General features: G+C 47.3%; 25 protein-coding genes. 23 read left to right on the top strand and 2 right to left on the bottom strand.

All coding sequences use genetic code 11. The annotated features are described in order from the left end of the window. Nucleotides 1-248: 248 nt before the first annotated feature. The 6 genes from OKX56_RS07255 (at nt 249) to OKX56_RS07230 (ending at nt 5,298) form a co-directional block, all read left to right on the top strand. On the top strand, nt 249-1,514 hold the full coding sequence (locus OKX56_RS07255) for a phenylacetate--CoA ligase family protein (protein WP_019226634.1): 1,266 nt from the start codon (nt 249-251) through the stop codon (nt 1,512-1,514). Nucleotides 1,515-1,551: 37 nt separating this feature from the next. After that, on the top strand, nt 1,552-1,947 hold the full coding sequence (locus tag OKX56_RS07250) for an ACT domain-containing protein (RefSeq protein ID WP_019226635.1): 396 nt from the start codon (nt 1,552-1,554) through the stop codon (nt 1,945-1,947). 164 nt (nt 1,948-2,111) lie between these two features. Then, nucleotides 2,112-2,747, top strand: a complete 636-nt coding sequence (locus OKX56_RS07245; protein WP_019226636.1) for a DUF3793 family protein — start codon at nt 2,112-2,114, stop codon at nt 2,745-2,747. A gap of 43 nt (nt 2,748-2,790) precedes the next feature. Next, the gene (locus OKX56_RS07240; protein ID WP_019226637.1) at nt 2,791-3,345 is read left to right on the top strand and encodes a manganese catalase family protein; all 555 of its coding nucleotides are present in this window, start codon (nt 2,791-2,793) and stop codon (nt 3,343-3,345) included. A gap of 59 nt (nt 3,346-3,404) precedes the next feature. Next, on the top strand, nt 3,405-4,739 hold the full coding sequence (locus OKX56_RS07235; protein WP_019226638.1) for an aminotransferase class V-fold PLP-dependent enzyme: 1,335 nt from the start codon (nt 3,405-3,407) through the stop codon (nt 4,737-4,739). 76 nt (nt 4,740-4,815) lie between these two features. Further along, the gene (locus OKX56_RS07230) at nt 4,816-5,298 is read left to right on the top strand and encodes a DsrE/DsrF/DrsH-like family protein (RefSeq protein ID WP_019226639.1); all 483 of its coding nucleotides are present in this window, start codon (nt 4,816-4,818) and stop codon (nt 5,296-5,298) included. Nucleotides 5,299-5,341: 43 nt separating this feature from the next. Here the strand turns inward: OKX56_RS07230 and OKX56_RS07225 are convergent, their stop codons facing one another. Further along, a complete protein-coding gene (locus OKX56_RS07225) occupies nt 5,342-5,623 on the bottom strand; it encodes a hypothetical protein (RefSeq protein WP_019226640.1) in 282 nt (93 codons plus the stop codon). Nucleotides 5,624-5,884: 261 nt separating this feature from the next. Here OKX56_RS07225 and OKX56_RS07220 point away from each other — a divergent pair, with 261 nt between their 5' ends. The 5 genes from OKX56_RS07220 (at nt 5,885) to OKX56_RS07200 (ending at nt 9,063) form a co-directional block, all read left to right on the top strand. Next, nucleotides 5,885-6,385, top strand: coding sequence for an NfeD family protein (locus tag OKX56_RS07220; RefSeq protein WP_242871519.1), 501 nt, complete (start codon nt 5,885-5,887; stop codon nt 6,383-6,385). 14 nt (nt 6,386-6,399) lie between these two features. Further along, nucleotides 6,400-7,401 carry a flotillin-like protein FloA gene (floA, locus tag OKX56_RS07215; RefSeq protein WP_015043488.1) on the top strand — a complete coding sequence of 334 codons (1,002 nt, stop codon included), beginning with the start codon at nt 6,400-6,402 and terminating at the stop codon, nt 7,399-7,401. Between the two features lie 10 nt (nt 7,402-7,411). Beyond that, nucleotides 7,412-8,038: a hypothetical protein gene (locus OKX56_RS07210; protein WP_019226642.1), complete on the top strand. Its 627-nt coding sequence runs from the start codon at nt 7,412-7,414 to the stop codon at nt 8,036-8,038. 355 nt (nt 8,039-8,393) lie between these two features. After that, entirely contained in the window at nt 8,394-8,519 is a 126-nt protein-coding gene (locus tag OKX56_RS07205; protein ID WP_019226644.1) for a hypothetical protein, read from the top strand. 205 nt (nt 8,520-8,724) lie between these two features. Further along, nucleotides 8,725-9,063, top strand: a complete 339-nt coding sequence (locus OKX56_RS07200; RefSeq protein WP_019226646.1) for an arsenate reductase family protein — start codon at nt 8,725-8,727, stop codon at nt 9,061-9,063. A gap of 19 nt (nt 9,064-9,082) precedes the next feature. Here OKX56_RS07200 and hisC read toward each other — a convergent pair whose 3' ends face one another. Next, nucleotides 9,083-10,141 carry a histidinol-phosphate transaminase gene (gene hisC, locus OKX56_RS07195; protein WP_025206020.1) on the bottom strand — a complete coding sequence of 353 codons (1,059 nt, stop codon included), beginning with the start codon at nt 10,139-10,141 and terminating at the stop codon, nt 9,083-9,085. A gap of 232 nt (nt 10,142-10,373) precedes the next feature. Between hisC and OKX56_RS07190 the strand changes: the two genes are divergently transcribed. The 12 genes from OKX56_RS07190 to ligA all read left to right on the top strand — a co-directional run bounded on the left by OKX56_RS07190 (nt 10,374) and on the right by ligA (nt 22,591). Then, nucleotides 10,374-10,679 carry a YerC/YecD family TrpR-related protein gene (locus OKX56_RS07190; RefSeq protein WP_019226648.1) on the top strand — a complete coding sequence of 102 codons (306 nt, stop codon included), beginning with the start codon at nt 10,374-10,376 and terminating at the stop codon, nt 10,677-10,679. 29 nt (nt 10,680-10,708) lie between these two features. Next, entirely contained in the window at nt 10,709-11,869 is a 1,161-nt protein-coding gene (hisZ, locus tag OKX56_RS07185; protein WP_019226649.1) for an ATP phosphoribosyltransferase regulatory subunit, read from the top strand. Nucleotides 11,870-11,991: 122 nt separating this feature from the next. Further along, the gene (gene hisG, locus OKX56_RS07180; protein ID WP_026071891.1) at nt 11,992-12,654 is read left to right on the top strand and encodes an ATP phosphoribosyltransferase; all 663 of its coding nucleotides are present in this window, start codon (nt 11,992-11,994) and stop codon (nt 12,652-12,654) included. 33 nt (nt 12,655-12,687) lie between these two features. After that, nucleotides 12,688-13,974 carry a histidinol dehydrogenase gene (gene hisD / locus OKX56_RS07175; RefSeq protein WP_019226650.1) on the top strand — a complete coding sequence of 429 codons (1,287 nt, stop codon included), beginning with the start codon at nt 12,688-12,690 and terminating at the stop codon, nt 13,972-13,974. A gap of 70 nt (nt 13,975-14,044) precedes the next feature. Then, nucleotides 14,045-14,629, top strand: coding sequence for an imidazoleglycerol-phosphate dehydratase HisB (gene hisB / locus OKX56_RS07170; protein WP_019226651.1), 585 nt, complete (start codon nt 14,045-14,047; stop codon nt 14,627-14,629). A 71-nt stretch (nt 14,630-14,700) separates the two neighbouring features. Next, nucleotides 14,701-15,312 carry an imidazole glycerol phosphate synthase subunit HisH gene (gene hisH / locus OKX56_RS07165; protein WP_287896052.1) on the top strand — a complete coding sequence of 204 codons (612 nt, stop codon included), beginning with the start codon at nt 14,701-14,703 and terminating at the stop codon, nt 15,310-15,312. Continuing rightward, nucleotides 15,309-16,037 (top strand): 1-(5-phosphoribosyl)-5-[(5-phosphoribosylamino)methylideneamino]imidazole-4-carboxamide isomerase, encoded by a 729-nt coding sequence (gene hisA / locus OKX56_RS07160; protein ID WP_287896051.1) that lies wholly within the window; start codon nt 15,309-15,311, stop codon nt 16,035-16,037. Before hisH ends, hisA begins: the two co-directional genes overlap by 4 nt. 95 nt (nt 16,038-16,132) lie before the next feature. Continuing rightward, the gene (hisF, locus tag OKX56_RS07155; protein WP_287896050.1) at nt 16,133-16,891 is read left to right on the top strand and encodes an imidazole glycerol phosphate synthase subunit HisF; all 759 of its coding nucleotides are present in this window, start codon (nt 16,133-16,135) and stop codon (nt 16,889-16,891) included. A 113-nt stretch (nt 16,892-17,004) separates the two neighbouring features. Next, on the top strand, nt 17,005-17,685 hold the full coding sequence (gene hisIE / locus OKX56_RS07150; protein ID WP_019226655.1) for a bifunctional phosphoribosyl-AMP cyclohydrolase/phosphoribosyl-ATP diphosphatase HisIE: 681 nt from the start codon (nt 17,005-17,007) through the stop codon (nt 17,683-17,685). A gap of 52 nt (nt 17,686-17,737) precedes the next feature. Beyond that, nucleotides 17,738-18,055 (top strand): MazG-like family protein, encoded by a 318-nt coding sequence (locus OKX56_RS07145; protein WP_019226656.1) that lies wholly within the window; start codon nt 17,738-17,740, stop codon nt 18,053-18,055. 150 nt (nt 18,056-18,205) lie between these two features. Next, on the top strand, nt 18,206-20,479 hold the full coding sequence (pcrA, locus tag OKX56_RS07140; RefSeq protein ID WP_025206018.1) for a DNA helicase PcrA: 2,274 nt from the start codon (nt 18,206-18,208) through the stop codon (nt 20,477-20,479). A 111-nt stretch (nt 20,480-20,590) separates the two neighbouring features. Continuing rightward, nucleotides 20,591-22,591 (top strand): NAD-dependent DNA ligase LigA, encoded by a 2,001-nt coding sequence (gene ligA, locus OKX56_RS07135; RefSeq protein WP_019226658.1) that lies wholly within the window; start codon nt 20,591-20,593, stop codon nt 22,589-22,591. The last annotated feature ends 42 nt before the right edge of the window (nt 22,592-22,633 follow it).

Genomic DNA, 22,633 nt, shown 5'->3' with positions numbered 1-22,633 from the left:
CTCCCCCATGGGGGAGTGAAGAAAAAGGAGACTTTCGATTGTAAGACTTAATGCCACTATCCTGTTTGAAGATTTAAATGCAATCACCCAGTAATGTATAGGTTGCATTTACAAAGTCAATTGAGGTACAATTTTTTATTAAAGCGCTATTTCAAAATACAGATTCAAATATGGATTATCTTGATATATAATATACCTATTGTTAACAGTTAGCGTTCAAAATAAGTTTGAGGCAGGAGGATGGTAGGATGACTCAGAATGAGTTGTTACTTCATTTAAGAAAGACCGTTGAACAGGTCTTAAAAGCTCCCTACTACAAGAAAAAACTGGCTGAGGTGGGTATCTATTATCCCGGTGATGTCAAATCCCTGGAGGATTTTCGGAAGATACCATTGACGGATAAAGAAGCGTTACGCCAGAATTATCCTTTCGGATTATTTGCCGAGCCATTGGAAAAGATGGTCAGAATCCATGCTTCCTCAGGGACAACGGGAAAACCGACCGTTGTAGGGTATACCCGTGAAGATATTCAGTTATGGGCCAAAATTGTGGCCAACGGTCTCAGAAGGGCTGGCATTACGTCCAACGACGTTGTACAGGTCGCTTATGGCTATGGCTTGTTTACCGGCGGTATGGGACTGCATTACGGATGTGAAGAACTTGGGGCTTTAGTCATTCCGATCTCCGGCGGCAACACCCAGCGTCAGCTGATGCTGATGCGTGACTTTGGAAGTACGGTTCTTTGCTGTACTCCGTCGTACGCACTTTATCTGGCAGACAGTCTGGGGGAAGAGGGTATGACCAAAGAAGACCTGAAGCTGAGGGTCGGGATATTTGGCGCTGAGCCCTGGACAGAACAGATGAGGACAGAGATTGAAGCCAGACTTGGTATTCGGGCGCTCGATATCTATGGATTGAGTGAAACGATGGGACCCGGCGTTTCTTTGGAGTGCCTGAAGGGCGAAGGGCTGCATATCGATGAGAACTTCTACCCTGAAATTCTCGATAAAGACGGAAATGTTCTGCCAGAAGGAGAAACAGGAGAACTTGTTCTTACCAGCTTTAACAAAATGGGTTTCCCCGGACTTCGCTATAGAACGAAAGATATTACCAGCATCACCTATGGAAGCTGTACCTGCGGCCACACCGGCTGGACGATGAAGAGAGTGTCGGCCAGAGTCGATGATATGCTGATTATTCGCGGTGTCAACGTCTTCCCAAGCCAGATTGAAGAAGCGATCCTGTCGGTAGGCGGAATCGAACCGCATTATCTGATTGTTGTGGACCGTGAGGGTAATCTCGATACCCTCGAAGTGCAGATTGAGGTGAATGCGGCAAGCTTCAACGATGAGATCCGGGAACTCGAAGAGCTCCAGCAAAGGCTTCAAACTAAAATACATGAGATCCTTAATATTGCGGCCAGGGTGCGTCTTGTCGAGCCGAAGAGTATCCCGCGCAGCGAAGGAAAAGCGAAGCGTGTAATTGATAAACGCAAGGAAAAACAATTAAGCTAAATTCTCCTAAATGAAAAAAATAAAGGGGGAAAAACATATGTTACAACTGTCAATTTTTCTGGAAAATGCCCAGGGCCGTCTGGCAGACGCACTGAATACTTTAGCTGACCTTCAAGTCAATATCCGCGCGCTGTCCCTTGCTGACACCAAAGATTACGGTGTACTCAGGATTATCGTGGAGAACCCGGAAGAAGTTGCGGAGAAACTCCGGGAGCGCAATTGTGTCGTCAAGATCACCCGGGTCTGGGTGCTAAAAGTTCCCGACAGTCCGGGAGGTCTGGCTGGACAACTGAACAAGCTTGTTGCCGAGGGTGTGAACGTTGAATATATGTATGGTTTTGTGGAAAAGGAAAACGAGCAGGCCCAGGTCGTTCTAAGAGTCAGAGATGCTGAAATCATGCAGGCCGCGATGGACAAACTCGCGCTCAAATGAAGAAAGAAGAAAGTAAGCGATCAAACACAGTATGAAAATATAATAACAATATGAAAAAAACCTGTTTCCTTACAAAAATAAGGAAACAGGTTTTTTGTATAATCCGTTCTGGCATTTAGGAAAATAAATTTAGTACCATTGAAAATTTGTTTTTGGAGGATGATATGCAGGACTTCATTGCGACTTACACCAGCCAAAGAAAAAAACAGGAGACTCGGCAATATCTGCTCGATAATATCACCTATCATCTTGCACCGCTGCTTATCGCATCCAAGCCGGCTGAGCTGCTTACATTTACCACTGCCATCAAAAAAGATGCGCTGGAGGCCTGGGATCAAATCAAAGATAGGCTTTACCCCTATGTGATGGTTCAGGAAATTGTCAGGAATAAAGCTTCTGTCAGCGTATTATTTTATGCAGCAGACAGATTATCTTCAATACTTCAAATCCCTGAGAACCAGCATTTCTTAAGATCACTGGATTATTGTGGGGAGACGGATCAGGATACGGCAATCCGGACTTTAAAACAAAAATGGATCATTGGGCCTTTCCCTCACGAAATCGGACTATTTCTGGGCTTCCCACTGGACGATGTGGCAGATTTTATCTATTTCCCCGATAAAAAACCTCTGCTGACCGGTTACTGGAAGGTCTACCATGCTCCTGAGAAAGCCAGGAGAATATTTCAGGAATACAACGAGGCCAGATATGCATACATCCGATACATGCTCGACGGGAACAAAAGTGAGGGCTTTTTAAAATGCATGGGTCGGAACCGGTTGAAAGGATCTTCAATATAATAAGCTAAAGAATGATTTGCCATGGCCGTCAGGAGGAATTGGGATGTTTAGTTACCAGAAACGTTTACTATATCCGGTTTATGTTGAGCAGAAAAATGAGAAGCTGGCCTGGACCTTATTGGAACATATCGGCGGGAAAGACGGGGAATTTACTGCTTTTACACGTCATATGTATCAGCGCCTGCATGTGATCAATCCATATATTCGTGATCTTTTGGGTATGATTGCTTCGGAAGAGCTTGCGCATATGGAGATCATTGCAGCTGTAGTCAGAAAGCTTGGCCTTGCTGATTTGCCGCTTGCCAATTCCGGGCAGGAGTCCTGGAATATGGAATATGTTGAGAAAAGTACGGATATTAATGAGATGCTCAAAATCGATGAAGAAGCGGAAATCAGGGCGAAGAGACTGTACCTGCGGCATCTCACACTGACTGAGGACACTTCGCTAAAGAAAGTGCTCCAATTCTTAGTCAACCGGGAAGAAGTTCATCAAAGATTACTAAGAAAAAGCGGTGTTCTAGTGGCTCAGGAAGCCAATAATGAGCAGTTCTCGACGCTGATTCATGAATATAAAATGAGTTTGCGCGTAATGAAGTAACAAATTTTCCCTTGGTCAATAAACTATGAGGGGATTATTATGTTATAGGGGAGAGGAAAATGAGTATTGCTATTACCAAAATGAATTATGGTAAACTGGTTGTCGGAATTGATGCGGAGGTTGAGCTCAAAAACGGTAAAAACTGCAGGGGAATCAATTTTGATAATGCAGCAACGACGCCGCCTTTTGTTTCAGTGCTCCAGGAAATCAGCAGTTTTGCACCGTATTATTCGTCAATTCACAGGGGGTCCGGCTACAAGTCCAAATTGTCTTCGGAAAAATATGAAAGTGCCAGGAAAACAGTGATGGATTTTGTGGGTGCAGACCACAAAAGGGATGTGGTGATCTTTGTTAAGAATGCCACAGAGGCTATCAATAAAGTGGCCTTCAGGCTGTCACAGGACGTGGATCCATACATAAAAAGTGTTATCCTTTCAACTTCCATGGAGCATCATTCCAATGACCTGCCCTGGCGGGAAAAGTATGAGGTCGATTATATTGAGGTGGATGAATGTGGAAGGCTAATCTTTAACGATTTTATTGAAAAGCTGGAAAAATATAAAGGCCGGGTCAAGCTGGTAACTGTAGCCGGAGCTTCAAATGTAACAGGTTATGTCAATCCCGTACATCGAATTGCTGAATGGGCTCATAAATATGGTGCAAAGGTCATGGTTGACGGATCACAGCTGCTTCCTCATCAGCCGTTTGATACGAAGCCCTCCGCTTCCAGCAAACATATCGATTTTCTTGTTTTCTCCGCACATAAGATGTATGCGCCTTTTGGGACCGGCGTTCTGATTGGCCCCAAAGACTTTTTCCTGAAGGGAAGCCCCGATTATCAGGGCGGAGGAACAGTCAAAGCTGTAACCCGTGATTTTGTAATCTGGAATGATCCTCCTTCCAAAGATGAGGCCGGAACGCCCAACTTAATGGGCGTGCTGGCCTTGGCCGCAAGTATAAAAACCCTGAGCGCAATCGGGATGCGAAATGTGTACAAGCATGAAAAAACCCTGACATCTCAACTGATTCAGGGATTAAAGAAAATAGACTGTATCGACATATATTGTGCAGAAGATCAAAGTCAGGAACGGGTCGGGATTGTCCCCTTTAATATGAAGGGCATTTATCATGAGAAACTGGCGGATATACTAGCCGGAGAAGCCGGAATTTCTGTCAGGAGCGGGTGTTTCTGCGCACATCCTTACGTCCAAAAGCTGATGAAAGTCGAACCAGCCATCTTAAGCGCAGTTGCAGATCATCTTCCGGAAAATAGACCCGGGATGGTCAGAGTCAGTTTTGGTTTATACAATGAACCTCACGAAGTTGGCAGGCTGCTGGAAGCATTGCAGGAAATTGCCAAAGACAGAAGACGATATTTGAAAATGTACAGCTAAGACAGTCAAGCCTGCATAAAGATAAGAACCATTACCGACAATAAAAACATACATCTAAGAAATGGTGGTGCTTATCATGGAAAAAGAGAAGAAACTCAGCCTGATTTTGTTCAGCGGGGATTATGACAAGGCGATGGCTGCCTTGATTCTGGCTAATTCGGCCCGCGAGCTCAACATGAAAGTCAGTATCTTTTTCGCTTTTTGGGGTCTGTGCCTGATACGCGATCCGGAGAAGATGTCTTTGGAAGACAAAACAGTTTATGAAAAAATGTTAGGAATGACGGCACCGAAAGGTCCGGAAGACCTGCCGCTTTCTCGGATGAATATGGCTGGCATTGGAAAAGCCATGCTGAAACAAATGATGGAAGACCAGGACGCACCAAATCTTTCCGCTTTTCTGAAAGGAGCGCAAAAAAAGGGGGTAAGCTTTTACATATGCAAGCTTTCCCTTGAGATCATGGGTTTTACACTTGAAGAAATGATTCCGGATGTCAAAATCATGACAGCGAAAGATTATCTGCAGGATGCCCTGGAAGCGGACATAGAGCTTTTTATCTAAACTGCTAATCGGCTTCTTCCTTTACACTGTTTCCTTAAAGTTGTTATATCTTCGGTATCCGATATTCGTTCTCTGTATTATCCGCATCAATCACAGTCATATATTCCCGCTGACTGCCATTGGCAGTTTTATTCCGCGTCCCTTGGCGAAAGGCATTCGCCCCGAGTATGGTCTTTTTCTTCTTGCTGAAAAATTTCTGATAGATGACGCGGGTGGAAATCCCGATGCCCAGGAGAAGCAAAAAGACCCAAGAAACTATTACTGCCAGGAAAATCATTCCTAAAGCAAAAATGGAATATAGAAGATATTTTAATAAATCAGGCATTTATATCACCTCTGACTATTATTATAAGCAGTAAGCTTAAGATATGATTAATGCAGACAAATGATTAATGCAGATCATTAATATGCAGAATGAATCTTAGGTTATCGGATAAGCTCTAAGGTGAATTTAATCATTGCCGGATATTGTAAGGTTTAGAAGAACGATTGTCTTTACAAATGAAGTCATGAATCTAACGTGACAGTACGAAGAAGGAATAGCCCAAAAAGTAAAATTATGCTAAAATAAGTGAAGAAAGGGGATGTGAATTTGGATGTTTTTGTCGGGATTTCTCTTTCCCTGATTATTGTAGGAATCATTCTGGTTATTCTGGAAATATTCATTATTCCAGGCTTTGGCGTCTCAGGGATCATCGGGCTTTTGATGATGATCGGTGGAGTATTTTTAGTGGCTGATTCGTTCGCCGAGGGCGTCGTGTATCTTCTGATCATACTTATTATGGCAGGGCTGCTGATCTATATTGGGTATAAAACGGGTCGGCTGAAAAAACTCTGGCGTAAGGTAACTTTGGGGGAAAAGCAGAGAACCGAAGAAGGCTTCGTAGCACCCAAAACAGATTATAAACACTATCTCGGGAAAACAGGAAAAGCCCTGACCCTGCTCCGTCCGGCAGGCACAGCGCAGATTGAAGGAGAACGGGTCGATGTCGTCACAGATGGAAGTTTCATCCCAAAAGATTCTGCGATAAAGGTCATCGCGGTTGAGGGCACAAGAATCATTGTGAGTAGGGAAGAAAATGAATAGGAGGTTATAAACATATGACAACGGCACTTGTTACAACGGTGATACTGATTATGCTGGTTCTGATTATTCTAATGGTTCTGTTTACGTTTATTCCGGTCGGTCTCTGGATTTCGGCTTTGGCAGCTGGTGTTAATATCGGCATATTCACACTGATCGGAATGAGACTTAGGCGAGTTGCACCGATCAGGATTGTGAACCCATTGATTAAAGCACATAAAGCTGGTCTGGGACTTACCCCGGCACAGCTTGAGGCCCATTACCTTGCCGGAGGAAATGTTGACAAGGTTGTTAACGCATTAATTGCTGCGGAAAGAGCGGCCATACCGCTTAAATTTGAAAGAGCCGCAGCCATTGATTTGGCAGGACGTGATATTATGCAAGCGGTGCAAATGTCCGTTAATCCGAAAGTTATCCAAACACCCACTGTCTCTGCTGTTGCACAAAATGGGATTGAATTAAGAGTCATAGCAAGAGTCACAGTTCGGGCAAACATTGACCGTCTGGTTGGCGGAGCTGGTGAAGAAACGATTATTGCACGCGTCGGAGAGGGCATAGTAACAAGTATCGGCAGTTCCTCTTCCCATGCCAATGTTCTCGAAAATCCGGACATGATATCCCAGGCTGTTTTGAATAAAGGGTTGGACTCCGGAACAGCTTTTGAAATCCTCTCCATTGATATTGCCGATGTCGATGTCGGCAAAAACATTGGAGCGCAGCTGCAAACAGATCAGGCTGAAGCGGACAAGAGGATTGCCCAAGCCAAAGCGGAGGAACGCAGAGCGATGGCGGTAGCCAGGGAACAGGAAATGAAAGCGTCCGTTCAGGAAATGAGAGCAAAAGTCGTGGATGCGGAAGCGGAGGTGCCACTGGCACTGGCATCAGCTTTAAAAGAGGGACGCCTTGGCGTTATGGATTATTACAATCTGCAAAACGTGATTGCAGATACCCGCATGCGGGATAATATCGCTGTCACAGCCAAAGGAGATGAACCGGAAACGACGATACCCAAGAAGTAGGTGATGTTCAGTGGATATCATAACATTTATCATTATTGCGGTTGTAATTTACAGCTTCTTTGCCAATAAAGACAAGCCTCCGCAACGCAGGCCTGTTAGGCCGGAGGACAACAGGCCGTTGTCCGAACCTCTGACAACCGAGATGGACAGGGACATTTCCCGGATGGAAAGAAAGAAAAAAGGAAATTTCTTCGAAGATCTGGAAAGACAGCTTAGGGAATCTGTGGAAAAGGCTGAGAGAGAGCTGCAGGCTGGACCGTACGGATCAACCGTCAAGAAAAAGGCTGCTGCCCCTCCGACTTCTGCTTCTTCAGTTCCGCGGAAAGCTGAAACCGTCCAAAAAACAGAAAACAAATGGAGAGAAGAAGGACGATCGGACTATGATCGGTATATTTCCAACGAGGGCACCCAGGGCATTGAAGGCCTCGGCGGCGATGAAGGAACCGCAGACCAGGAAGGAACATGGGGAGCCGAAGGCAGTGATTATACCAACAGGCAGATCATACCGAGAGATCAAATTTCTCAAAAAAGACAAGCCTTCGGTTTCGGTTTGTCATCCTCGGAAGTGATGCGTGGCGTGATCTGGGCTGAGGTTCTAAAGGAACCGAGGGCCAGGAGAGCATTTCCGCGAAGATAAACAAGATAAAAATTTTAAAATAAATAACAATTTAAATTTTTATAATGTAATGAAGAAATTAAAAATATACCCTCCTATTGGCAGTAAACTGCTCGGGAGGGTTTATTTTTGCCTCTTGAGCAAAATAGAGTACCATATTATGGGAATATGAATAGAATAGAGCGAATATAGAATAGCAGGAGGTGCAAAAAAATGGCAGTTGAAGGTGCTGTAGGCGCTTATGGCGGAGGCATGGGCGGCGGATGTCTTTGTGGGATCGCTATTGTTGTTGTAATCATTTTATTGTTGATTGCAATGGGAATCGTATTCTAGGATAACGAAATAATACAAGTGTCCCGGAAAGGAGGCCCAAAGAATGTATAGACAAGGTGGTTGTTGCTGCAGCATGCCGGTTGCCAGACCAGTGGCTGTACCCAATTATGGGGTAGCAATTATTGCGATTGCAATTTTGATTTTAATTGCCCTTGGCGTAATATTCTAATTCTTACGGCTGAATCTGCTGGATGGTAAAACCAAAAATAGATGCAAATTGCTTGCTTAGTCGGGGATGTCCAAGAAATTTGGACATCTTCGTTTTTACGTGTTATTCTTTATTTTTGATACAAAAAATGGACAACAAGCTTTATTTAGCCAAAAAGAACGGAAGAGACCGGGTTGAAGCCTGATCTGGAGGTTAAGGAGAGTTCATGAACATACAGATATTTGGGATTAAAAAGTGTTTTGATACAAAAAAAGCGGAGCGCTGGTTTAAAGAACGCCGCATTCAATATCAGCTGATTGATCTGGAGCAAAAGGGATTAAGCAAAGGGGAACTGCAGAGCATCAAAGCAGCGATTGGTCTGAACAACCTGTTTAATACCGGAAGCAAAGACTATTCCCGGTTAAACCTCAACAAAATCAGCAGTTCCAATGTCAGGGAAGAGCTGCTGCTGAACAATCCAAGTCTCTACCGGACGCCGATCGTACGCAATGGCAGACAGGCCACAGTAGGGTATGCTTCTGAAGTTTGGGAATCATGGGATTAGTACCGAGCCATAACAAATGTTATGGGTTAATCTCAGTAAGTGCTTGGAGCAGGCTGTCCATCTCCTCGTCACTGCCGATACTGACACGCAGGTAATTGTCAATCTTGGGCTGGCGGAAGTACCTAACCAGAATGCCCTGCTGTCGGAGTTCGGTAAAGACCCCTTCGGCTTTGAACACGGGGTGGGATATGAAAATGAAATTCGCCTGTGAAGGAATCACTTGCCAGCCCATTTGCCTGAGTATCGGAACAATTCTTTCCCTGGTTTGCATCACTTTCTGTCTCGTGGCCTGAAAGTAGGACTCATCTCTTATGGCTGCGATTGCTCCGGCCATGGATAGGCGGTCCAACGTATAAGAATTAAAGGAATTTTTGATCCGGTTCAAGCCTTCCATCAGCCCATCCTGACCTAAAGCAAAGCCTACCCTTAAGCCTGCCAGAGACCGGGACTTGGACAGGGTCTGGATCACCAGCAGATTCGGATACTTCGCAATAAGCGGAATGGCAGTTTCACCGCCAAAATCGATATAAGCTTCATCAACGATGACCACCTTATCTGGATTGCGGATAAGGATTTTTTCTATCATTTCCATCGTTACATAGTTGCCGGTAGGGGCATTGGGGTTTGGAAAAATGACGCCGCCCTCGGAATCGTAGAAATCAGGCGGGTATAAAGAAAATTCTTCCCGCAGCGGAACCAGCCGGTAGTCCAGTTGAAACAGGTTGGCATAGACCGGGTAGAAACTATAGGTAACATCCGGGAAAAGGATCGTGCTGCCCGGGTCAAAAAAAGCCATAAACGCAAAGGCCAGGATTTCATCGGAGCCGTTTCCGACAAATACCCACTCCTTCTTCAGGCCGTAATATTCGGCTACGGTCTGGCGCAAGTCCTCTCCGCTCGGATCGGGGTATAACTTCAGTTTTTCATTCGCAGCTTCTTTGATTGCTTCGAGGACTAAGGGCGAAGGCGGATAGGGGCATTCGTTCGTATTCAGCTTGATATATTTTCTGTCTTTCGGCTGTTCTCCCGGTACGTACGGTCTCTGACCAGCCGCAATTTTGCTCCAGTATTTGCTCATTTGCTCACTCACTCTTTTCAGTAAAATAAACCACCGATTTTTTTCGTTTCTGGGTAAAAAATAAGACGTTGAGTAGATTATATCCTGAGTATATCGGGCCTGCAAGCCAATTCTAATTAATCTTTTTAAACGGAATCACGATTTAAAGATATTTATTCATATTGTACTTGACACCGGGCAAATACTTTAATAAACTAAAGTGTAAAAGAGATAACCCCGGAGGTAAGTAATCATGTTAAGTGACGAAAGGATCAGGGATACCCTGACCGATTCTCTTTTTGAAGCGATCCTTAAGCTCAAAACGAAAGAGGAATGTTACAGCTTCTTTGAGGATCTGGCTACGGTAGCGGAGATCAAGGCCCTCGCGCAGCGGCTGGAAGTCGCCCGCATGCTGGAGGAAGATGTGACCTATTCCAGGATTGCTGAAATGACCGGAGCAAGCTCTGCCACCATCAGCAGGGTCAAACGTTGTTTAAACTATGGTGCCGACGGGTACAAGATGGTTCTCGAGCGGATGGAGAAAGACCACAAAGAATAAGAACTTTCAGAAAAAGAGGTGCAATAATTATGGAACGTTCATCATTGGGGCTTAAAATTCCGGAGGGGATGATCGATCTTCTGCCGGCTGAATTAGCACAGCTGGAGGAACTGGAAGGAAAAGCAATCAGTGTGTGTAAAAATTGGTCCTATCAAAAAGTTGCGACTCCCGGGCTCGAATACCGGGCTTGTGTGGAGCCTGACGCAGACAAGGATGACCATCTATATAAATTCTTTGACAAGAACGGTCATATTCTCGCGTTAAGACCGGAATTTACGACTCCGATTGCCAGGATGGTTGCCACAAGGCAGAAAGGCGGACAATTTCCTTTGCGGTTCTGTTACAGCGGTGATGTTTACAGGAATGATTCCGCCCGTTACCGGGAGTTCAGACAGGTGGGTGTTGAACTGATCGGCTCGGATAATGACATTGCAGACGCTGAAGTCATTGCGCTGGCCATAGAAATCATGAAGACGCTTGAAATCAAAAATTTTCAGCTGAACCTCGGGCATAACGGGATTTTCTCGGGGCTTGCCGAAGAAATGAAGTTTGAAACCAAAGTCAGGGAGGAGTTGGAAGACGGTATAGCCCGCAAGGACATGGTCAAACTTGAAAAAATCATTTCTTCCAACGATTTGCCTGAGTCGGCAAAGGAACTTCTTCTTTCCCTGCCTTATCTGACCGGCAAAGAAGAAGTCCTGGATAAGCTCCAGAACTGGACGCATATCAAACCGATAAGAAAAGCTGTTGAATCTTTACGGACCATCTATTTGTATTTAAAGGAATTCGGAGTTCAGGACTACGTATCCCTGGACCTTGGGATTTTAAGAGGGTTCTCGTATTATACCGGCGCAATTTTTGAAGGCTATCTTCCGGGGATCGGCGTTCCGCTGATTGAAGGAGGACGTTACGATGGTCTCTATGCAGATTTTGGAATGAACCACGGCGCAACAGGCTTTGCGGTTAATCTTGGCTTTATACTTGAGAAGGCTGCAGATTTTGAATTGGATATGGCCGATGTTCTGGTTTACGGACAATCCCCCGGAGCTGTGATCAAACGCTGCCGGGAGCTCAGAAAGAGCGGCAAAAAAGTTGAGATGGCCCTCGGATTCCTGGAGGACACCGATGCCAGAAACATGGCTTCCAGCCGCGGAATTGCGCTGCTGGAGAAGATTGAAAGCAATAAATAAGTGTCCTGCCTAATGGGGCAGGTCAAATAGTTTCTAACTTACACGATTTTCATTTAACATCGTTAGCAATTAATTTACAGGCCATTGGTCTAATCATGAATCTTTGGAAGGGGCTTTGCATTGTGCCGAAGAATTATTTAACCATAGCGCTGCCAAAAGGAAAATTACTGACGGATTCAGTGGCGCTTCTGACGGAAGCGGGGCTGGACTGCAGATCAGTAGAAAATGATTCCCGTAAACTGTTGTTTGATCTTCCGGGATCAGAGGCGAGAATCATCATTTGCCGCCCGACGGATATCCCGACCTATGTGGAGCAGGGAGCTGCGGATATCGGTTTTGTTGGCAAGGATACTGTAATTGAACAAAACAAAGATGTCGCCGAACTGGTCGACTTAAAATTCGGGTACTGCCGCTTTGTCGTGGCGATGCCGGAGGAGAACCTGCCGCAGAAGCTGCCGGATGGCCTATATGACCTGAGCGTGCTGAATCATAAGAGAGCGGCAACCAAGTTCCCGAGAGTCGCCCAGCTGTTTTTCAATGAGCACGGCATGCAGGTCACACCAATCAAGCTGCATGGCAATATTGAACTTGCTCCCCGCGTGGGTCTGGCTGAAATGATTGTGGATATTGTCTCAACCGGCAAGACCTTAAGGGAGAATAAACTGGCGGAGGTTGCCCAGATCCTCGAAGCTACGAGCAGAATGATTGCCAACCGTGTGTCCTACCGTGTAAAATATGAACGCATTCAGGGACTTGCAGAAAAAATCAGAGTCCTTGTCCAGTAGTACGACTGACATTGCCAAAGGAGGCTTAAGACGATGAAGACTGTGCAAAAAATTCAGGATATTGACCTGAAGAAGCTTATTAATAAATCCTACGGCGATAACCACAACCTCGAAGAAAAAGTTGCAGGAATTCTGCAAAAGATTCGTGAGCAGGGGGATGAAGCCCTATATGACCTGACTGCCGCGTTTGACGGGGTTGACCTGAAGGGCTCGGGATTGCGGGTCACCGATCAGGAGATCTGGGAAGCTTATAAAAAAGTAGATGATGTGTATCTGGAAGCAATTAGCCAGGCGATGAACAACGTCAGAACCTACCACGAAAAGCAAAAAAGGGTTTCCTGGTTTGATATTGCTGAAGACGGCAGTATCCTCGGTCAGATCATTCGTCCTCTGCAGCGGGTTGGGATCTATGTTCCGGGAGGAACAGCGGCTTATCCATCTTCTGTTCTGATGAATGCGCTTCCGGCAGCTGTAGCCGGAGTCGAGGAGATCGTCATGGTTTCTCCGCCCCTGAAAGACGGAAGTCTTTTGCCGGAGGTGCTGGTCGCTGCCGCAGAGTGCGGTGTCAAAGAGATCTATAAGGTCGGAGGTGCGCAGGCGGTCGCTGCTCTTGCTTTTGGCACAGCGACGATTGCACCGGTGGATAAGATTACAGGGCCGGGCAATATCTTTGTGACCCTTGCTAAGAAAATGGTCTATGGAACCGTGGACATTGATATGTTGGCCGGACCGAGCGAGATCCTTATTCTTGCGGATGAAAGCGCTGCCCCGGAGGAACTGGCGGCAGACCTGCTTTCGCAGGCGGAACACGACAGGCTTGCCTCAGCAATTCTGATTTCGCCGTACTCCGATTTGTTGGAAAAGACCGTGATTGAGGTGGAACGCCAGCTTGAAGCGCTTCCACGGGCTGAAATTGCCAGGGCTTCCTGGGATACTTACGGGGCTGCAATCCTGGTTGAAGATCTTGAAGAAGGGATCAACCTTGTGAACCGCATTGCCCCTGAACACTTTGAGCTTGTTGTGCAGGATCCGTTTGCTTGGCTGGGCAAGGTAAAAAATGCCGGAGCGGTATTCCTGGGAAGATATACGCCGGAACCGGTCGGCGACTATTTTGCGGGACCGAACCATATCTTGCCGACAGGAGGGACCGCACGCTTTTATTCTGTCCTTAGCGTCGACACCTTTGTCAAAAGGATCAGTGTGATTAATTATTCCGAAGAAGCACTGCAAAGGGATGCCGCCCAGATTGCGTATCTTGCCCGCAAAGAAGGCTTGGAGGCGCATGCCAGAGCCATAGAGGTCAGACAGAAGTGGCGTTGAAATCGTGATGGCGGAAGAACAGTATCTTCATGTATAATAGAAGGATAAGGTTAGTAAGGGGGCCTATAGTGTGAGGAGTGCCAATCTAAACAGAACAACCCTGGAGACGGAGATTTCACTGACGCTGGCGATTGACGGCAGCGGGAGAGTAAACGTAGATACCGGAATCGGTTTTTTTGACCACATGCTTGATGCCTTTTGCCGGTTTGCCCATTTTGATCTGGAAATTAAAGCCGGAGGAGACCTGAAAGTTGACCAGCATCATTTGGTGGAAGACTGTGGGATCGTCCTTGGACAGGCGTTGAAAGAAGCGCTGGGGGACAAGTCCGGAATTGAGAGAGTCGGGGATTGCCTGTTTCCGATGGATGAAGCCCTGGTTCAGGTTGCCGCAGATATCTCCAACCGGGGATTTTTGGTCTGGAAAGTTGATTGCCCGGAAGGGATGGTCGGTGATTTTCCGGTAGAGATGGCGGAAGAATTTTTCCGGGCATTGGCGACGAATGCCGGCATCACGCTGCATATTTGCATGCTGGATGGGAAAAACAGGCATCACATTCTGGAAGCCTTATTTAAAGCCACGGGCAGGGCCTTCGGACTTGCTGTGAGGAAAAACAGTCATGTTGACGGCGTACCCTCCACCAAGGGGAGCTTATAGGATAGAGCTTTTAAGGTTGACAAGGTACTAGCTGGCAAAACAGCATGTAATTACTGGAGGACATCATTAGAATGATAGGCATAGTAGACTATGGACGCGGAAATCTGCGAAGTGTGGAAAAGGCGTTTGAAAAACTTGGGTTTTCAGCGGAGATCATGGAGTCTCCGGAAAAGCTAACCGATACGGCCGGAGTTATTCTGCCTGGAGTCGGCGCTTTCGCGGATGCTATGGATGCGCTGGCGAAAGGCGGCTGGCTTGACCCTTTAAAACAGTATGTACAAAGCGGCAAACCTTTTCTGGGCATCTGCCTCGGTATGCAACTGCTTTTTGAGATTGGCGAGGAACATGGAGAACATGCCGGTCTTTGTTTTCTAAAAGGCCGGGTGGTCAAATTCCCGCCGGGTTTGAAGATACCGCATATGGGCTGGAATACGCTGAATGTTGTCAGACCCAACAGGATCTGTGATAATATTCCGAACCATTCTTATTTTTATTTTGTCCACTCTTATTTCGCTCAGCCAGCTGATCGGGATTGTATTGCCGGGACCAGCGATTATGGGCTGGAGTTCCCTGCGCTGGTCGGTAAAGACAATGTCTGGGGTGCGCAATTCCACCCAGAGAAGTCCAGCCCCTGGGGTCTGGTCATGCTCGATAATTTTGGGAAATGGGTGAAAAATCAATGATCATATATCCGGCAATCGATTTAAAAGACGGCAAAGTTGTCCGTCTCCTGCAGGGAAGAATGGAGGATGCAACCGTATATTCCGACAATCCTGCCGAGGTGGCGGCTGATTTTAAGGACAGAGGATCAAAGGTTCTGCATATCGTCGACCTGAACGGGGCGTTTTCCGGAAAACCCGTGAACGATGAAGCTATTCGGGATATTGTCAAGAATGTTTCGTTAAAAATTCAGGTGGGTGGCGGTATCCGGACGCTGGCCAGAGTCGAAGAACTGCTGGAATTAGGCGTAGCTCGGATCATACTCGGGACGGCCGCGGTAAGGGATCCGGAGCTTGTAATGGAGGCTGTCCGTAGGTATGGCGATCAGATTATTGTCGGCATCGATGCCAAAGACGGCATGGTGGCGGTTCAGGGATGGGCAGAAAGCACCGATCTCAAAGCGGAGGATCTCGGCAAAGCGATGAAGCAAGTCGGCGTGTCCCGGATTGTCTTCACCGACATCTCCCGGGACGGGATGCTTGGCGGCCCGAATATTGCCAGCACCGTCAGTATGGCTGAGACAACCGGCCTGAAAGTGATTGCTTCCGGCGGCATTTCCGCGCTGGATGACCTGAAAAAACTGAAAGCGGAGGCTGACCATGGAATAGCGATTGAAGGCGCAATTGTCGGCAAAGCGATCTATTCCGGCGCATTCACCCTGAAAGAGGCCCTGCAGGTTATCTGTTAGAACATAATTTCTAATTTACATTACTTATACACCTGCTGATTAAGTCACCAGGCCATCCATTACGGTGACTAACCCAAGCAAAAGGAGCAAATGTAATGCTTGCCAAACGAATCATACCCTGCCTCGATGTTCACGATGGCCGGGTAGTTAAAGGGACTAATTTTATTCATCTGCGGGATGCGGGCGACCCTGTGGAACTTGCCTCGCTGTATGACCGTGAAGGTGCCGATGAGCTTGTCTTCCTGGATATTTCGGCTTCTGCCGAAGGACGGGAAACGATGGTCGATGTCGTCCGAAGAACTGCTGAGAAAGTGTTTATTCCGTTTACCATTGGTGGGGGCTTAAGAACCATTGAGGATATCCGGAGAATGCTGCGGGCCGGAGCAGATAAAGTCTCCTTAAATACGGCTGCAGTTCAAAATCCGGAGTTAATCGAACAAGGAGCCCTCGCCTTCGGCAGCCAGTGCATTGTTGTCGCAATCGATGCCCGCAAAGTCGGAGAGGGACGTTGGGAAGTGTATACGCACGGAGGCCGTAAACCGACCGGGATCGATGTTCTGGAATGGGCCGGTAAAGTTGAAGAACTTGGGGCGGGTGAAATTCTGCTGACTTCGATGGACCGTGACGGAACCAAAGAGGGCTATGACAACGAACTGAACCGGACCGTGGGCAGAGCGGTATCTATTCCGTTAATCGCGAGCGGCGGGGTCGGAACACTCGAACATATGGCTGAAGGTCTGACGGAGGGGGAAGCAGATGCAGTACTCGCTGCGTCCATTTTCCATTACAGGGAATACAGCATCAAAGAGACGAAAGATTATCTGGCCAGAAAAGGCATACCGATTCGAAGATAATCTTCAGAAATTGATAATCACAGAAAAGATAAGCAAATTTGGATATTGAAGAAACATCTTAGTAATTAGATCCCCGGAAAATAATGATTGAGAAAAGTTAGGAGTCAACCGAGATGAACAGTAGATTTGAGTCAGGGAGCATCGATATCTCTAAAGCCGTACAGGCTGTGAAGTGGGATGAAAAAGGTCTTGTTCCGGCCATTGCCCAGGATGCCGAAAGCGGAGAAGTGCTGATGCTCGCCTACATGAATCAGGAAGCATTGAAAAAAACTCTGACTGAAGGCAAGGCGTGTTATTTCAGCCGCAGCAGAAGCCAGCTGTGGGTCAAGGGAGAAACATCAGGTCATTACCAGGAAGTCGTCGATATCCGGTTTGACTGTGACCGGGATACGATTCTTCTGAAGGTGAAACAAAGTGGAATGGCCTGCCATGAAAACTATTACTCCTGTTTTCACTACCTGCCGGGCTCTGAAACGTGCAGCGGCGAACCGGATACCAAACCTCCTGTCTCTCTGGGCAGGACTTTGGAAATGCTCGCCGAAGTTATCAAGCAGAGAAATATCGAGAGGCCGGAAGGTGCCTATACGACCTATCTCTTTACCAAAGGGATCGACAAGATCCTAAAAAAAGTCGGTGAGGAATGTGCGGAAGTCATTATTGCCGCCAAAAACGATTCGCTGAGTGAGATCCGCTATGAAGCTTCCGATCTGCTGTATCACCTGCTGGTCCTGCTGGAAGACAGGAACGTTCCTTTAACGGAGATTGCCGAAGAACTCAATGCAAGAAGAAAATAAATATATTTGTTCAAAGTGAAGATGTCGTAATGCCTGTAAAGGGAGAAAGAGCATGAACGAAAAAGTAACGAAGACCATCACATTGCCGCGGTTGAACAGATTGAATCCTTCCCTCGAAAGCACCGCGTTAAAAATCATGGAAGAATCTGGGGAGCTGGCCCAGGCGATCGGCAAATTCCGGGGCTTAAACGGAGAAGCGCTGCGGGTGGAAGAGGCAGAGGCGATGCAGATGGTCGCCAAGGAGCTGATGGATGTTGCCCAGACTGCGGTAACCATGATGTTCGTTCTGGAAGAGCATTACGGTATTGATCTCAATGAGGTTCTGACATCACATCTCAGCAAACTGAAAGATAAAGGATATTGCGATTAACCTCTTGCTATTGATCTAATTATTTCTTCTCGAACACCTGTTCCCTTTTTGCTTTTTATGTGGTAAAATGAGGATAATGTTTTGTATCGGTCATAAACGAGTATATTCGGAGATTTTAATTTGGAAATGACAAGAAAGGTGATCTTATCAATGTATTATCTTAAGGACCTGAACCCTGTCCAACGGGAAGCAGTTGAAAGTGGAGACGGTCCTCTTCTTATTTTAGCCGGAGCCGGTTCAGGCAAGACAAGAGTATTGACTTATAGGATCGCGCATCTGGTGGCTAAAGGCGTTAATCCCTGGAACATCCTGGCGATTACGTTTACGAATAAGGCTGCCAAAGAGATGAGAGACCGCGTTCTTGCGCTGGTAGGCAGTGAGGGTGAGGGGCTCTGGGTAGCGACCTTTCATTCTACCTGCGTGCGGATCTTAAGGCGGGAAATCAATGCCCTGCCGGGATATTCCCGGAGCTTTGTGATCTATGATGCCGGGGATCAGCTGACTGTGCTTAAAGAGTGTCTGAAGGAACTGAATCTCGATGATAAAAAATTTGCGCCGCGGGCTGTTTTAGCAACGATCAGCGATGCCAAGAATAAGCTTTTAGGGCCGGATGCTTTTGCTGCAGAGGCCAGAGATTTCTTTACCGAAAAAGCGGCTGCGGCCTACCGTTTGTACCAGAGAAAGCTCTCCGGCAATAATGCCTTAGATTTCGATGATATCATCATGCTGACAGTGAAAATATTCAGGGAAAACCCGGATGTCTTAAGCTACTATCAGGAAAAATTCCGTTACATCCTCGTCGATGAGTATCAGGATACCAATCATGCTCAGTATATCCTGATCAAGCAGCTTGCTGCACGCTATTGCAACCTTTGCGTCGTCGGGGACGACGACCAGTCCGTTTACGGCTGGAGAGGTGCTGATATCCAGAATATCCTGGATTTTGAAAGAGACTATCCGGAAGCCAAAGTGTTGAAGCTGGAGCAGAATTATCGTTCGACGCAAAAGATTCTGCGGGCGGCCAACGAAGTCGTCAGCAATAATTATAATCGCAAAGGGAAATCTCTCTGGACAGAAAATACGGAAGGAGAGGAAATAGTTCTCTTTAAAGCGACAGATGAGCATGACGAAGCCCGCTTTGTGACTGGGAAAATTCGTGATCTGGCTGATACAGAAGGCAGACGGTATAACGATTTTGCGATCCTGTACCGCACAAATGCCCAGTCCCGGGTGCTGGAAGAACACTTCATGAAAGAAAGCATACCCTACAAAATATATTCCGGGGTTAAGTTCTACGAACGCCTCGAAATCAAGGATATTCTGGCCTATTTGCGGCTGCTGAACAATCCGGCCGATCGCGTCAGCTTCGCCAGGGTCATTAATGTGCCCAAAAGAGGTATTGGAAAAGTCAGCCTGGATAAAATACTGGAGTACGCTGAGGAACAGGGTATGCCGATTCTGGATGCGCTGGCTGAAGTGGCATATATTCCAGGTCTCCAGACTAAAGGCGTTGGCACACTGACGAATTTCCATGAACTGATGCTTGGATTCCGTCAAGAAGCTCAAAAGGGTGTGCCGCTGACCGAGTTGACGGAGAAGATCATAAGGGATACGGGATACATGGCATCTCTCCGAGCGGAAAATACGGTGGAGGCTGAATCCCGGATAGAAAACCTTAATGAATTCCTTTCCGTAACAGCCGAGTACGACAACAACATTCAGGACTACCTTGAGGATCCTGATCTGGAGACTGACCAGAATATGCTTATTCTGGGAGGATTCCTCGAACAGGTTTCTCTGGTCGCAGAAATTGACAGTTTTGATGAAGCGGAAGACGCCGTAAAGCTAATGACCATGCACAGCGCCAAAGGATTGGAATTCCCAGTTGTGTTTGCAGTTGGAATGGAAGACGGGATCTTCCCGAGTGGCAGGAGCCTTTTGGAACAGGTTCTGCTCGAGGAAGAACGCCGGCTATGCTACGTTACGATCACCCGGGCCAGAGAAAAGCTTTTCCTGAGCACGACGGAACAAAGGATGGTCTTTGGCCATATCCAGAGTAGTGTGCCTTCGCTATTCCTAAAAGAAATACCCGAGGAGCTTCTGACAGAGGAGACCTCCCGTCGGGAAATTCTTGGCAGGGGATTCGGGCTTTCTTCCCAAGCCAGGAAATATGCCGGTGATGCTGCTGCTTCCACTTCAGGCAATTCCTTTGCCGGACGTAAAAGCTGGAAGGACAGTGGAGCGTCTGTTGTCAGCTCCGATCCCGGGAGCTTTCTGGTCGGTGACAAAGTCGGGCATCCCAAATTCGGCCACGGCATTGTAATGTCCGTAAAAGGTGAAGGGAACAGTGCCGAGATCACGGTTGTTTTCAGCGGTGAAGTTAAGAAACTGATTGCCGAGTATGCCCGACTTTCAAAGATCTAACAGGTTATTCTAATGCTAAATCGATAATTTGGGTAATTTTAGTTAATCTTTTGGCGAAACGGCAAACAAGCCTTCGCAGCAAAAATATGAGATAAGGTAAGGGGTTCCGGTATGGATCAAAATAACCGTTTGGTCGAACTCAAGAATATGATCGAAAAGGCCAATTATCATTATTACGGCTTGGATGACCCCATTCTTACAGATGCCGAATATGACCTTTACTTAAGGGAGCTCATCGAGATCGAATATCAACACCCGGACTGGGTCACACTTGATTCTCCTTCCCAACGGGTCGGGGGTTTTATCGCATCCCAATTTCCAAAGGTCCGGCACCCGGAACCGATGCTGAGTCTCGATAATGCTTTCAATGCTGAGGAATTGATGGACTTTGACCGTCGGGTGCGCAGTGTGGCACCCGATGCGGAATATGTCGTAGAATTGAAGATCGACGGGCTGACAGTAGCCTTAACTTACCAGGAAGGTATTTTGCAGCGGGGGGCAACCCGCGGTGACGGTGAAGTCGGGGAAGAGATCACAGCAAATGTCCGGACCATTAGAGCCGTGCCACTTCGGCTGTACAACGCAGATGGCGGGAAATTCAAAAGTTCTGTGGATGTCCGTGGCGAAGGATATATGCCGAAGGAGTCCTTCCTCCAGCTGAATACGGAGCGGGAAGAAGAGGGACTTTCCCTGTTTGCGAACCCGAGAAATGCGGCAGCCGGTTCCCTGCGTCAGCAGGATTCCAGGATTACGGCGCAGCGGAAACTAGGATATTTTGCGTATCAGCTGATTCAGGCCGAACAGATGGGGATCAGTACCCAGATCGGAGTGCTGGAAGCCTTGAGCAGGTTTGGATTTAATGTCAATCCAAACTATCAGCTGTTTTCAACCATGGAGCAAGTGATTGCGTACTGCAGTCGGATGACGGACGAACGGCACGGTTTTCCTTATGAGATCGATGGCCTGGTCATCAAGGTGAACAGCTTTTCTCAGCAGCTTGAGCTCGGCTATACGGCCAAAAGCCCGCGCTGGGCGACTGCTTATAAATTCCCGGCCGAACAGGTTGAGACCCAGGTGAAGGATGTTGAGATCAATGTGGGCCGGACGGGAGTGCTTACCCCGACTGCGGTTCTTAAGGATGTATTTGTAGCCGGTTCTACCGTAGGAAGGGCCACGCTGCATAATCTGGACAATATCCGGGACAAGGACATCCGGATCGGCGATTATGTATTAATTCATAAGGCTGGAGATGTGATTCCTGAAATCATCAAATCGCTACCTGGGAAACGCACCGGTCAGGAAATTGTGTTTGAAATGCCTGCCAATTGCCCGTCCTGCGGCAGTCCAGTTTACAGGCTGGAAGGAGAGGCCGCCCATCGTTGCCAGAATATCTCCTGCCCGTCACGCCAGAGAGAAGCCCTGATCCATTTTGTGTCCAGGGATGCGATGAATATTGAAGGTCTCGGGCCCGCTGTGGTCAGCCAGCTGCTGGATGCCGGGCTTGTCAAAGACGCCTCCGATTTATATTATCTTCAGTACGAAGACCTTGTTCAATTAGACCGGATGGCTGATAAATCAGCCCGCAACCTGCTTGCTTCGATCGGAAAAAGCACAGAGCGCGGCCTGGCTTCACTGATTTTTGCGATGGGCATCCGGCATGTCGGGGTCAAAGTCGGCAAGATCCTGGCCGCAAGGTACCGAAGCATGGAAGCTCTGGAAAATGCGACCGAGGAAGAACTCCGGGAAATCGGCGATATTGGCGGCATCATGGCCAAAAGTATTGTGAGTTTCTTCAGTGCCCCTGCGAACCGCGAATTTCTGAACAGGCTGAAGGTGGCCGGTGTCACCATGACCGCAGCGAATACGTCTGTTTCCCAGGTCCTTACAGGGAAGAGCATTGTGGTGACTGGTGCACTTCGATCGTGGGAAAGGCGCGAAATCGAGGACCTGATTGAACAGCTCGGCGGTAAGGCCTCGTCAAGTGTAAGCAAAAAAACATCCCTGGTTCTCGTCGGTGAGAACCCCGGTTCAAAGTATAATAAAGCCAGGGAACTCGGAATCCCGGTCTATACCGAAGATGAATTTAAGGCGCTGATTAATACCGAAGCATAAGTGCCGAAGAGCGGTTTGCTTACGTTCCGTAAACATGCAAAT

Origin of the sequence: Dehalobacter sp., from assembly GCF_030063005.1 — a bacterium.
GTDB lineage: Bacteria > Bacillota > Desulfitobacteriia > Desulfitobacteriales > Syntrophobotulaceae > Dehalobacter > Dehalobacter restrictus.
This window is presented reverse-complemented; position numbering and strand designations above follow the sequence as displayed.

Bases quoted from the DNA above. Each gene is read 5' to 3' on its own strand.
- OKX56_RS07255 (WP_019226634.1), top strand. From the start codon at position 249: ATGACTCAGAATGAGTTGTTACTTCATTTAAGAAAGACCGTTGAACAG.
- OKX56_RS07250 (WP_019226635.1), top strand. From the start codon at position 1,552: ATGTTACAACTGTCAATTTTTCTGGAAAATGCCCAGGGCCGTCTGGCA.
- OKX56_RS07245 (WP_019226636.1), top strand. From the start codon at position 2,112: ATGCAGGACTTCATTGCGACTTACACCAGCCAAAGAAAAAAACAGGAG.
- OKX56_RS07240 (WP_019226637.1), top strand. From the start codon at position 2,791: ATGTTTAGTTACCAGAAACGTTTACTATATCCGGTTTATGTTGAGCAG.
- OKX56_RS07235 (WP_019226638.1), top strand. From the start codon at position 3,405: ATGAGTATTGCTATTACCAAAATGAATTATGGTAAACTGGTTGTCGGA.
- OKX56_RS07230 (WP_019226639.1), top strand. From the start codon at position 4,816: ATGGAAAAAGAGAAGAAACTCAGCCTGATTTTGTTCAGCGGGGATTAT.
- OKX56_RS07225 (WP_019226640.1), bottom strand. From the start codon at position 5,623: ATGCCTGATTTATTAAAATATCTTCTATATTCCATTTTTGCTTTAGGA.
- floA (WP_015043488.1), top strand. From the start codon at position 6,400: ATGACAACGGCACTTGTTACAACGGTGATACTGATTATGCTGGTTCTG.
- OKX56_RS07205 (WP_019226644.1), top strand. From the start codon at position 8,394: ATGTATAGACAAGGTGGTTGTTGCTGCAGCATGCCGGTTGCCAGACCA.
- OKX56_RS07200 (WP_019226646.1), top strand. From the start codon at position 8,725: ATGAACATACAGATATTTGGGATTAAAAAGTGTTTTGATACAAAAAAA.
- hisC (WP_025206020.1), bottom strand. From the start codon at position 10,141: ATGAGCAAATACTGGAGCAAAATTGCGGCTGGTCAGAGACCGTACGTA.
- OKX56_RS07190 (WP_019226648.1), top strand. From the start codon at position 10,374: ATGTTAAGTGACGAAAGGATCAGGGATACCCTGACCGATTCTCTTTTT.
- hisZ (WP_019226649.1), top strand. From the start codon at position 10,709: ATGGAACGTTCATCATTGGGGCTTAAAATTCCGGAGGGGATGATCGAT.
- hisD (WP_019226650.1), top strand. From the start codon at position 12,688: ATGAAGACTGTGCAAAAAATTCAGGATATTGACCTGAAGAAGCTTATT.
- hisH (WP_287896052.1), top strand. From the start codon at position 14,701: ATGATAGGCATAGTAGACTATGGACGCGGAAATCTGCGAAGTGTGGAA.
- hisA (WP_287896051.1), top strand. From the start codon at position 15,309: ATGATCATATATCCGGCAATCGATTTAAAAGACGGCAAAGTTGTCCGT.
- hisF (WP_287896050.1), top strand. From the start codon at position 16,133: ATGCTTGCCAAACGAATCATACCCTGCCTCGATGTTCACGATGGCCGG.
- hisIE (WP_019226655.1), top strand. From the start codon at position 17,005: ATGAACAGTAGATTTGAGTCAGGGAGCATCGATATCTCTAAAGCCGTA.
- OKX56_RS07145 (WP_019226656.1), top strand. From the start codon at position 17,738: ATGAACGAAAAAGTAACGAAGACCATCACATTGCCGCGGTTGAACAGA.
- pcrA (WP_025206018.1), top strand. From the start codon at position 18,206: ATGTATTATCTTAAGGACCTGAACCCTGTCCAACGGGAAGCAGTTGAA.
- ligA (WP_019226658.1), top strand. From the start codon at position 20,591: ATGGATCAAAATAACCGTTTGGTCGAACTCAAGAATATGATCGAAAAG.